The sequence below is a fragment of the Fulvivirga aurantia genome (genome assembly GCF_009711475.1).
Classification (GTDB): domain Bacteria; phylum Bacteroidota; class Bacteroidia; order Cytophagales; family Cyclobacteriaceae; genus Fulvivirga; species Fulvivirga aurantia.
In genome coordinates this window covers 1-11,055 of record NZ_SMMD01000848.1, presented here as the reverse complement: position 1 = coordinate 11,055, position 11,055 = coordinate 1, and the positions used below count along the sequence as shown (strand labels likewise).

8 protein-coding genes are annotated in these 11,055 nt (G+C 41.2%); 4 read left to right on the top strand and 4 right to left on the bottom strand.

Translation table 11 applies throughout. The features are described from left to right. Window positions 1-219 precede the first annotated feature (219 nt). Complete coding sequence (locus tag E1176_RS12720) at window positions 220-1,644, bottom strand: pyridoxal phosphate-dependent decarboxylase family protein (protein ID WP_155211013.1); 1,425 nt, start codon at window positions 1,642-1,644, stop codon at window positions 220-222. Window positions 1,645-1,793: 149 nt separating this feature from the next. On the opposite strand from E1176_RS12720, the gene E1176_RS12715 reads away from it, so the two are divergent. Continuing rightward, a complete protein-coding gene (locus tag E1176_RS12715) occupies window positions 1,794-3,026 on the top strand; it encodes a putative DNA modification/repair radical SAM protein (RefSeq protein WP_155211012.1) in 1,233 nt (410 codons plus the stop codon). Between the two features lies 1 nt (window position 3,027). Continuing rightward, window positions 3,028-3,789 carry a TIGR03915 family putative DNA repair protein gene (locus E1176_RS12710; protein WP_155211011.1) on the top strand — a complete coding sequence of 254 codons (762 nt, stop codon included), beginning with the start codon at window positions 3,028-3,030 and terminating at the stop codon, window positions 3,787-3,789. Window positions 3,790-3,825: 36 nt separating this feature from the next. Here E1176_RS12710 and E1176_RS12705 read toward each other — a convergent pair whose 3' ends face one another. Beyond that, window positions 3,826-4,116 (bottom strand): hypothetical protein, encoded by a 291-nt coding sequence (locus tag E1176_RS12705; protein WP_155211010.1) that lies wholly within the window; start codon window positions 4,114-4,116, stop codon window positions 3,826-3,828. A 189-nt stretch (window positions 4,117-4,305) separates the two neighbouring features. Then, window positions 4,306-7,806 (bottom strand): amino acid adenylation domain-containing protein, encoded by a 3,501-nt coding sequence (locus E1176_RS12700; RefSeq protein WP_246206038.1) that lies wholly within the window; start codon window positions 7,804-7,806, stop codon window positions 4,306-4,308. Window positions 7,807-8,390: 584 nt separating this feature from the next. Here E1176_RS12700 and E1176_RS12695 point away from each other — a divergent pair. Further along, window positions 8,391-9,197, top strand: a complete 807-nt coding sequence (locus E1176_RS12695; protein ID WP_155211008.1) for a hypothetical protein — start codon at window positions 8,391-8,393, stop codon at window positions 9,195-9,197. A gap of 8 nt (window positions 9,198-9,205) precedes the next feature. Here the strand turns inward: E1176_RS12695 and E1176_RS12690 are convergent, their stop codons facing one another. Beyond that, complete coding sequence (locus E1176_RS12690; RefSeq protein ID WP_155211007.1) at window positions 9,206-9,808, bottom strand: FISUMP domain-containing protein; 603 nt, start codon at window positions 9,806-9,808, stop codon at window positions 9,206-9,208. 204 nt (window positions 9,809-10,012) lie between these two features. On the opposite strand from E1176_RS12690, the gene E1176_RS12685 reads away from it, so the two are divergent. Next, window positions 10,013-11,055 (top strand): 7TM-DISM domain-containing protein (locus E1176_RS12685; RefSeq protein WP_185152789.1); only part of this gene is annotated, 1,043 nt, incomplete at its 3' end.

The following is an 11,055-nucleotide window of genomic DNA, read 5'->3' as shown; positions in this document are numbered from 1 at the left end:
TCATCCCTGCGCAGGCAGGGATCTCTAATTTGTAGTGAATTATGACGAGATTCCTCTATAATTTACTACGCTACGCTTCATAAATTCGAGGAATGACGAGATAGATTTCTCTATAATTTACTACGCTGCGCTTCATAAATTCGAGGAATGACGATTAGTGAGAGCATCACTCAGAGGGCTTAGCCCAAAGAGTCTCAGTATTATGATACGTCCCAATTTCTACGTATGACTCTTTAGACTAACTGCCTTTTCTTTTATCACCTTTACCGCCTTTTCGATATGCTTTTGCTCCACATACGTTTGGCCAATGATCATTCTAAGTGTATAAACGCCATTGATTTTGGTGTGAGAAAGAAACAACTCACCACTTTTATTGATACTTTCCAAAAGCTCCTCATTGAGTTTATTCAACACCTCGGTGTCATCAATACCGGATGGCTTTAGCCTAAAGCCTGTAAAATTGAGAAAGGGTTTACCGATAATTTCAAAGTCACCACTCTCAATGATGACCTTACCAAAATAATCATTGAGTGCAATGTGTTTACGCATTTTAGACTGTAAACCTTCCAGGCCATAACTTCGCATCACAAACCACAGTTTGAGTGCTCTAAACCTGCGCCCCAAAGGAATTCCCCAATCTCGGTAGTCATTTACCTGGCCCCGGGTCTTGGTTTTAAGGTACTCAGGCAACACCTCAAAAGTTCTTATGAGTATGTCAGCATCTTTTACAAAATAAGCCGAGCAATCAAAATTGGTAAACATCCATTTATGAGGATTGAAAACAAAACTATCTGCATCTTCAATGCCTTCAATCATCCATTGGTATTCTGGTAGCAGCAGCGCAGAGCCTGCATAGGCAGCATCTACATGCAGCCATACCTTGTATTTTTTACAAATGGCAGCTATTTCCTTTAGTGGATCAACGGCAACAGTACCTGTTGTGCCAATGGCAGCTACCACACAACTTGGTTTTAAGCCCTTTTCGATATCAGCCTTAATCGCAGCTTCGAGAGCTTCTGGTTGCATAGCCAAAACATCATCAACAGGTATTTTTACGAGATTATCAGTGCCAATACCACTTATGCCAACAGCTTTGTCAATGCTGGAGTGTGTTTCTGTAGAACAGTATACGCGAAGATTGTTAGGGATACCTTTGGTCGTTGCCGTAAAGTCACTCGACACTTCTCTGGCAGTAAGTATTGCCACAAGAGTAGCAGAGGAGGCGCTGTCTTGAATGACACCTTCAAAATTGCCCGGAATAGCCATATTATCTCGCAACCATTCCATGACACGTTCTTCAAGCTCAGCAGCAGCAGGGGAGGTATCCCAAATCATACATTGCGCTCCAATGGCAGCTGTAAGAAATTCAGCAAAAAGCGATTCTACAGAAGAATTTCCAGGGAAGTAAGCATGAAAATTAGGGTGCTGCCAATGAGTGATCCCCGGCTTAATAATCTTATCCATGTCTGACATGATCGACTGAAGCGATTCCGATTTGAGAGGAGGGGCACCAGGTATTTGGTTGTAAACCTCTTTTGGAGCCACCTTTGATTTTACCGGTAAGGACTCTATTTCTTTAAAATACTTTTCAATCCAATCGAGAACTACATCTACATTCTCTCTAAAATCTTGTCTTTCTAACATGTATGAAATTTAAGTTTTGAAGATAGGCACCTTGCCAATAACGACCCAACAAAACTCAGGTTGCTTACTGGAAATAAATTTTTCATAAATCTAGACTTTCTCTTTTAGTTAAATTAGTAAATACTAAAAATATTAGTAAATTTACTCCTATGAAAGCGAGCGTGACGGATAAACTAAAAATTTTAGCAGATGCAGCCAAGTACGATGTGTCTTGTGCATCAAGTGGGAGTAAGAGAAATAATAAAAACAAAGGCCTTGGTAATGCTACCGGCATGGGTATTTGTCACAGCTATACAGAAGATGGGCGCTGCGTTTCTTTGCTAAAAATATTATTGACCAATCATTGTATTTATGATTGTGCCTATTGTGTAAGCCGCAAAAGTAATGATATCAAACGCGTGGCTTTTACGGTAGAGGAAGTGGTAGACCTGACCATAAATTTTTATCGAAGAAACTATATTGAAGGGCTTTTCTTGAGTTCCGGCATTTTTAAGAATGCCGATTATACCAATGAGCGATTGATCAGGATTGCCAAAAAACTTCGCAACGAACACAATTTTAATGGCTATATCCATTTAAAGATCATCCCTGGTGCAAGTCCTGAGGTTATGAGGGAGGCCGGAGTCTATGCCGATAGGCTTAGTGTAAATCTTGAAATACCTTCTGAGCGAAGTTTGCAAAAGATAGCTCCTGAGAAGGATCATAAAAGTGTGTACACGCCCATGAACTGGCTCAAAGAACAAATCGCTGAAAACCGTGAAGACAGTAGGAAGTTTAGGAAAACTCCTATGTTCGCTCCAGGTGGACAAAGTACACAAATGGTGGTTGGCGCTACTCCTGAGACGGACCATCACATCCTCAACTTATCAGCTTCTCTTTATAAAGAGCAACTGCTCAAGCGAGTTTATTACTCTGGCTACATACCGATAAGTGAAGACGAGCGACTACCGGCACTCAAACAAGCTCCTCTGATAAGAGAAAATCGACTTTATCAGGCGGATTGGTTATATCGATTTTATGGTTTCGAAGTCAATGAAATTATTGATGAAACACAGCCTAATTTGGATCTCGAAATTGACCCAAAATTAGGTTATGCGTTAAGGCACCTTGATCAATTTCCTGTAGATGTAAATCGGGCTCCTTATGAAATGATACTTCGTGTGCCGGGTATTGGTGTGAAAACAGCGCAATTGATTGTGAAATCACGCAAATATGGTAGAGTGCGCTATGAGGATATTAAGAAGATGGGTGCCGCAATGAATCGTGCCAAATACTTTATAGAAATCTCAGGTCGGCCTTTACCTGCAGCGAGTGCTGTACCTGAGCGCATACGCCATGAAATTATCTACCCAGCTAAGAAAGCTCAACTAACCCTTTTTTGATATGAAAATACTCTATGACGGCTCTTTTGATGGATTAATGTCTGTAGTGTTTGACTGCTACGAACAAAAAATGGTACCTACGGCCATAATCAAAATGCACAAGTACCAACCGGAAATGTTCGATCAGGTTCAGACCGTTGAAACCAATGCTGAAAAAACAAAGCGTGTGATTGACGGTCTACATAAGAAAATGACTTCCAATGCTTTTAACCAGTTGTTCAAAGCATTCCATTCAGAATTTGATGACATAGAGCTAACTATCTTTAATTATATAAGGTTGGTGATATCAACTAAGGGATATATCGGCACCGATTATCGGCAAGAGCCTATTTTACGCATCAAACAGGTCGTTAAAATGATGAATCGTGAAATTCACAGGATGCATGCTTTTGTCCGGTTTCAATTGACAGTTGATGGTATTTATGCCGCCACAGTAAATCCTGATTTTGATGTAATGCCTTTCATTGGGGAACACTTTAGAAAGCGCTACGCTGATCAATTATGGTTGATTTATGATGTGCAGCGAGATTACGGCATTTATTACGACATGCAAAAATTGCAGACTATTCATATCGAAAACCCTGAGTGGACAGCCAATAAAAAAATCAAGGACAGCTTACTGGCAGACAAAGAGAAATCCTTTCAAAACATGTGGCAACAGTACTTTTCGTCTACCTCAATCGCAGAGCGCAAGAACATGAAACTGCACTTACAACACGTGCCCAAACGCTATTGGAAGTATCTGCCGGAGAAGTCGGCCTGATTAATTTGTGCTAAGGAAAGTCTGGATTTTTCAATTTCAGCTTCCCGCCAAGGGACTCCCGAATATCCCCACAGCCAACTCAGCCCAGATTAGCAGTAAGGCAAGCAAGATTAAACCACAGATGATAAATCTGCTACGGGTGCTCTTAACACTGCGTATCACCCATTCGCAACACAAGCCGGTTGAGAATAGGAGAGCTCCGGCTATTACAAAGTCAGCTATCGACCAGTTGACTTCTGTGGTAAATTGCATGGCTACAAAGGGTATGAGTAAAATCACTGCGGCTACTCCTAGAATAGCGGTCAGTCTTTTGTTGATTGTTATCATGATAATACCTATTTAAAAGTACTTTGAAATACAAAGTAATAAAAAAGAATTGAAATTAGGAATAGATACTTAATTAAATCTATATCCCTTTGGCAGTTGTAAAATCAATTTTGTGCTGTATACAGTTGCTCAACCAAACTCATGACTAAGGCTTTTCACCTTAATCACGAGTTGAAATTGAGCGATAAGCTATGCCATGGCCTCTGTATTACGAGACACTGATTCAGCCGTTTTATTCGTTTCAATACCTTTCTCAACCAGCCTGGCAATGAGCCATATGAATGGTTCTACTTGTCCATTGAGTAAACAGGTGCCATCACAGATGCTTTTTAGCAACCCTTGCACATTGTAGGATTGCAAAGCCAACAGGGCAGAATCATCAGTAAGTAATAGGGAGCAAGCTGGTAGTTCATCAGACTTGCTTTTATTCATTGCTACTGTTCCCTCACTAAGCGTAATAACTACTGCATTATCTTTACCTGGCACACTTACAACTATCTCCAAATCCGGTGTCATTTCTGGGTTTTTACTCACTGTGTGCGTTAAATAACACTCAAATGAATTGGCCCATACCTGAAGATCAGCATATGATACAGGAGAGGAATTGGTTTTTTCTTTCGTTTTAAACTCCTTGTCAACCTCACGCTCTACTTCAATGAGTGCTTCCACAGTTCTATCTACATCATCTTTGGTGTGAGCTGCAGAGCAAATTAGTCTCAGTCTGCCTCTACCACTTTCAACAATAGGGTAGGTTACTGCTGAGGTTTGAATTCCTTTCTTATACAATCCTTGAACTATCGCATAAAGCTTGTCTTTATCACTAAAATGTGGGGTTACTATTGGGCCATCTCCGGTACCGAGGTCATAACCGGCATCTTCAAATCGCTTGCGCATATACCTCGTGGTGTCCCACAGTCTTTCACGAAGCGCATCGTCTGAACGAAGACACCTTAAAGAAGTAAGTGCTGCAGCCATATCTGCCGGGCTCACCGATGCCTGGAAAATATAAGCCCGTGAGGATGATTTCAATAAATCGACATGCTCCTGGCTGGCAGCTACCACACCACCAAGACTTCCCAAAGCTTTACTGAGTGTTGTCATAATGAAGTCAACTTCCTTTGTTACGCCTTGAGCGGCACAAATTCCTGCGCCTTTCTCACCATAGAAACCAAAAGAATGAGCCTCGTCTACCAAAACCAGTGCATTGTATTTCTTGGCTGTGCGCACAATTTTAGCTACAGGGGCAGCACCTTCACCCATACTATAAACACCTTCCAGCACCACCAGAATAGAGCGGTATGGTGATACTTCAGACTGTAATACAGCTTCGAGGTCGTCAGCGTTGTTGTGCTTGAAGGTACGAATGGTAGCACCACATAGGCGGGCACCATCAACTATCGATGCGTGACACAGCTGATCGATAACAACCACATCATTGTTGCCTAGTAAACCTGCAACGGCACCTACATTGGCAGTGTACCCTGTAGGGAAAAGGCATGCACTTGGTTTGCCTACTAGTTCGGCAAACTCGGTCTCAAACTCCAAATGTTGATTGGTCATGCCTGAGGCCGCGGCAGATGTGCCCATGCCGGTACCAAAGCGGGCGAGCGAAGCGGAAGCCTCTTCCATTACTTTAGGGTCACGGTTTAAGCCAAGGTATAAATTGGTAGTCCATATAATCGCTTCTTGCTCTTCATCATTATAAGCATCGCCAACAAGGCCTTTGGTGGCGCTACCTGTACGCAAAACCTTGCTATATGGATTTCTACGATCATTATTGACCATTTTTAAAACTTCCTGTACAAGCTTACTCTTGTCATTAGCGTTCCAGGCAGGGGCTTTAGCAGCCTGAAAAGTTGGGTGACTTGACTGGATGTTTGTCTGAAAATTACTTAAAGTATCCGTGGCTACTCCTCTAAACGATTTGGTTGTCGCACAATCAACTTTACCAGCTGTTGAGCCCACAACATAGTTGATCAGGGCCTCTGGTGTTGAGTGCTCAAAAATGGCATGAGGCGGAACTTTTACACCTAAAAGTCTGGTGAGCCTGCTACTGAGTTCGAAAGTTGTGAGAGAATCCAGGCCCAGGCTATCAAATGATTGTAAAGGTGTAACTTCATCTGCGCTGGGTAGATTAAGCAAAACAGCCAATTCTTGTTGAATGATTTCAAGTATGGCAGCTTGTTTATCATGATCAGAAGCCTTGAGTTTTTCAGAAAGCGCTACAGTACTGTTGTTATTCTGATTTTCTGTCACCTGCTCCTCGGTCATATTCATCAATTGCTTGCGGTCAAGCTTGTCATTGGGTAAGGTAGGTAGCGCATCAAGATGTTTAACCACCTGGGGTACCATATATTTGGGTAGTCGTTGTGCGATGTAGGCCTTCACACTTTCTTCAGAAACGGTTTGGCCGTTGCTCACTATGTAGACGGCTAATATTTTCCGACCGGTGTTGCTTTCTACCGCTGCAGCAGCTGCAGCTTCAATCCCCGGCATGGTTTCAAGGGTAGACTCAATTTCGCCAAGCTCTATTCTATAGCCCCTGATTTTTACCTGCTGGTCAACTCTTCCGAGAAATTCTATTTCCTGATTAGGTGTCCATCGGCAGAGGTCACCAGTTTTATACAGTCGCTGATGTGAGATGCCATTGCGTGGCTCAATCTCTAAAAATCGTTGATTTGTCAGCGCGTCATCATACAAATAGCCTCTGGCAAGTTTGCTTCCGGCAAGGTATAATTCTCCCGGGGTGCCATCAGATATGGGTTGTAGGTTTTCATCTAAAATATAGGCCTGAGAATTGGGTACAGATTTACCAATGGTAATCACTTCAGTCTCTGGTGTTATTTCAGCTATGGTAGAATATACTGTGTCTTCTGTAGGGCCATAGGCATTAAGTATGCGTTTCACTGTACCTAAAGCAAAAACCTGTTTTACTAATGAGCGTTTCAAAGCTTCTCCTCCAAATACCAGGCATTCTATATTTTTGGGCAGCTTTTCTGTGGCCAGTATAGCCTGTACTGCAGAAGCCACCATCACACAGGTCTTGATTTTGTCGACAGCCGGCAACTGTGTGAGCTCAATAGCATTTTTGGCTAAAATGATGGTGCCACCGAGTGAAAGCGTGCCCATGATTTCCATCACTGAGGTATCAAAACAAACAGACGCAGCCGCAAGCATACCACTCAATTCATCATCGCTAAACAGTTCTCGCATAGAGTTTCTCACACCAACTATACCTCTGTGCTCGATCGCAACACCTTTGGGTTGACCTGTGGAGCCTGAAGTGTAAATGATATAAGCAAGATCGTTGGCGCCAGGTTTTACTGAGCTATCGGTGTGGTTGCCAATCTCGTTGATGTTTACAAGTTCCTTTACACACGCACAGAGTTTTGCTGTTTGGTCATTATCTACGATGGCAGCCGCAGCGCGTGAGTGCTCCAGCATATACCTTACCCTTTCTTCCGGATAGGCCGGATCTAACGGTATGTAAGCATAACCTGCCTGCATTACCCCCAACAAGGTGGCTACCAATTCCCAGGAGCGATTCATGCACACCCCAACTAAAGAGCCCGGTGATAAACCTCGTTGTAGAAGTTCGCCAGCGACCTCATGGGTGCGTTGCTCAAGCTGTCTGTAGCTAATTTCTTTCTCTCCATCGATAATGGCAACGCGCTCTGGGGTTGCTGACATTTGTTTAGAAATAAGACAACAAATGGTGTCGTCTAAACTTGTACTGTTTTTTTGATTCATGTGATTATTAAATTTATTGGTCGTAATTCTTTCTTTAGTTTTTACACATACAGATGACCTGAGTAACTCATGTTACTTAAAATCGGTCGCTAAATCTGCATCAATATGTAAGTGAGAGAGAGAGTAAGGTTATTTGTGTATCCTAAATATAGGTTAGGATTTAACCTCGATATTGGTTACCAACTGGTAGTAATTTGGGGTGCAAACTAATGAATTCTAAAACCTTGTACAAGGGTGTTTTGATGAACGAATGGTTATTTATTATTGGAGGTGACTCTGCTTCATGCTACCCATGATTATTGCGCTTGGCCTATACCTATTTCCTGACACAACGAACGCCAAATTTCTGACTTTCTCTTTTTTGTCAACAATGTTATGCTTGTGAGCGTGGCCTTGAATGGTATTTGAAGTGATGTGAACGTGGAATTTATCATCATCAAACTCATTTACCAAGACTTGCTGGTAACTATTCGCTCTTACGCATCACTAAGTTTAAAATGAATTAAATTTTAAACGTAGAAATCATGGACACTATCCGGTTTAAACTCAGGCTTACCACTTTATTTGCTATGCTACTATTCACACTTTCTTGCTCAGACCCAGCGCCAAGGACTTGTCGCATTTCATCATTTCTTTGGGAAGGCCAATTTTATAACCTGGAATATACCGGTAATAGATTAACCCGATTGGTATCTCCTGATGCACGTTTTGATTTACATTATAATGAATATGGTCAATTATATGCCGGGGAGCATTATTTACCCGGGCATGGGGGTGTGCCTTCTTATACTTATACATACAATCATGGCCCATTCGGTATCAATAAAATAGATATGTATACCGGTGCTGAGCATCAACGATTTCTCTTTAATTACACATCTACAGGGGAGGTGGACTATATTGTAAACCAGTATTTTTATATGGGTGATGTAAGTCATGAACTCACTGATCACCTGTACTACAACACTGAGGGAAATGTAACTTTAGTAGATATGACATCTAGCTTGATCACGAGTAGGTACACGTTTTCTCAGTATGATGGAAATATCAATCCATTTATGCAATTGGCAGAAATGGTTGGGAATCCTAAGTTCTTCCCGTTGGGTTTATTTTCTAATTTTCCAATGGATTTTCCACATGTATCGATGGGCTACAGATTTTCTCAAAACAATCCGCATGCCGCTGTGTATGAGCTACCAAGTGTAGATCCTGCGATACAGGAGTTTATCCATACTTACGCCTGGCCATATACAACCAGCATAACCTGGAACAATGACAACTATGGTGTAACTTCTGAATACTATGAGTTTTATTACGATTGTGGGATTTGAGTTAATCTTTATTTCCTGACACAACGAACGCCAAACTTTCTGATTTTTTCTTTTTTGTCAATAATGTTATGCTTGTGAGCGTGGCCTTGAATGGTATTTGAGGTGATGTGAACGTGGAATTTATCATCATTAAACTCTTTGTTTGTTGTCCACAGATCAAGAAAGCTGCCTTTTACTAATTTTTCTCCTTCTACGCGGGCGAGCATCTGTAGATTGAGTTTATTACCGGGAGCAAAGTAGCTTAAACTGTCGGCCGTAATTTCTACCTTGTATTTTTTGGTGTTTGAATCAAAATATCGCTCAGAAATTTCCGGGGCAACCGTCACTGAATGATACTCGTCCCAATCTTCAAGGGTGGGCAATCTCCAGCCCGTGGGGCAGACCTCCCTGGCTTCGGTATAGGTGTAGTAATTGCCTTTAGCACAATCGGTAGTGCTGCTTGCAGGACAATGAGAAGTGCTTGTCTCAAACCGTAAATTGCTCGACAACCAAAGGGTCTGGCCCACCTGCACAGTGTTGTACGATTGCCCATCCCGAGGGTCTACAAAAGTTGACTGCGCATTTAAGTTTGCGTAAATAGAAACTAATAAAGCACACACAATAACCTTCATAGCGCTAAATTTTTACAGCCAATAAACCTGATAAATGCTCTTTCAGCCAGCTGCTACACAAAATAGTAAAATTATCGATCAAGTGAGGTTGTTATTTTATTTAAGTGAAATACTGTGAATGAGGTAAAATCTGAGCTATCCTTCTATATTCTAAATCATACCAATAACTTTTACTATTATTACTTAATATGATTATATTTCGTAATGATTATAATTCAAAACTCTATCTTCTTAAAAATAGAGTTGGCCTTATGCTTCATATTCCTCTCTTCTGCTCTATTTGGTCAAGAAAAATTAGACTTAAAATCCTTTGAGATAGATTCATTAACCTATTTTGAAAAATTGGATGAAGTCATTGTATTGCAGGCTGATGAGGTGCTGACTTTTACCAAGTCAGATTCACTTGAGATAGCAAGCTACGGCCTTGATGTTTTTAAAGATCAATATAATGACCAGCTGGTACAGCAATATTATGATGAGGCTTCTGTATGGCAGATTTTTAAGATCAAAAATAGCTTATCAATAACTGCCAATTTCGTGATTATCCCTTCTGGGGATAATGTCAGTTTATGGATTAGTAAAGGGCATACTATTGAGGAGTATAGGAGTGGAATTGCTGTACCTCCAAATGACTTAGCAGCTATTCAAGCCACGCCCTCCGTATATGATCCTGCAATTGTACCCGTAGAAATACCAGCCGGTGAAGATATCATTGTAAAGTTAAAAGTAGGACCTCCATTTTTATCCAGTTATAATATTAGCACGCCAAGTATCGCCTCTCAGCGGTATTACTTCGATAAGATTACCGATATTAACAATGAGTTTGCTTTTCAAGCGCTTTTTCAAGGCATGCTGTTGCTATTATTTATTTATAACCTCATTATTTTTATTGGAAAAAGAGATACTGCTTACTTGCACTACAGCTTATTTGTAGCGAGCATTTCTTTTTACTTTTTAGTTATGGTTGGCCTCGATAGACTATGGTTGGGAGGTCTGGCCAGGCCCTTTAGTTCTTTGCATTTAAACCTGGTGTGCTACGCTATTTCAATTTTTTATCCACTTTTCACTGTTTCTTTTCTGCATAAGACTGGCTGGAAACCAAGGTTAAGACGACTTTTTATCATATACATTTATCTGAGTATAGTATTTGGTATTGTGACCTCAATATTACTGTTGGTTGTTCCTTCCTGGCAGGTGTTCGGAGCACAATATATCAACATTGCGTATATGCCCATTGGTTTATTGGG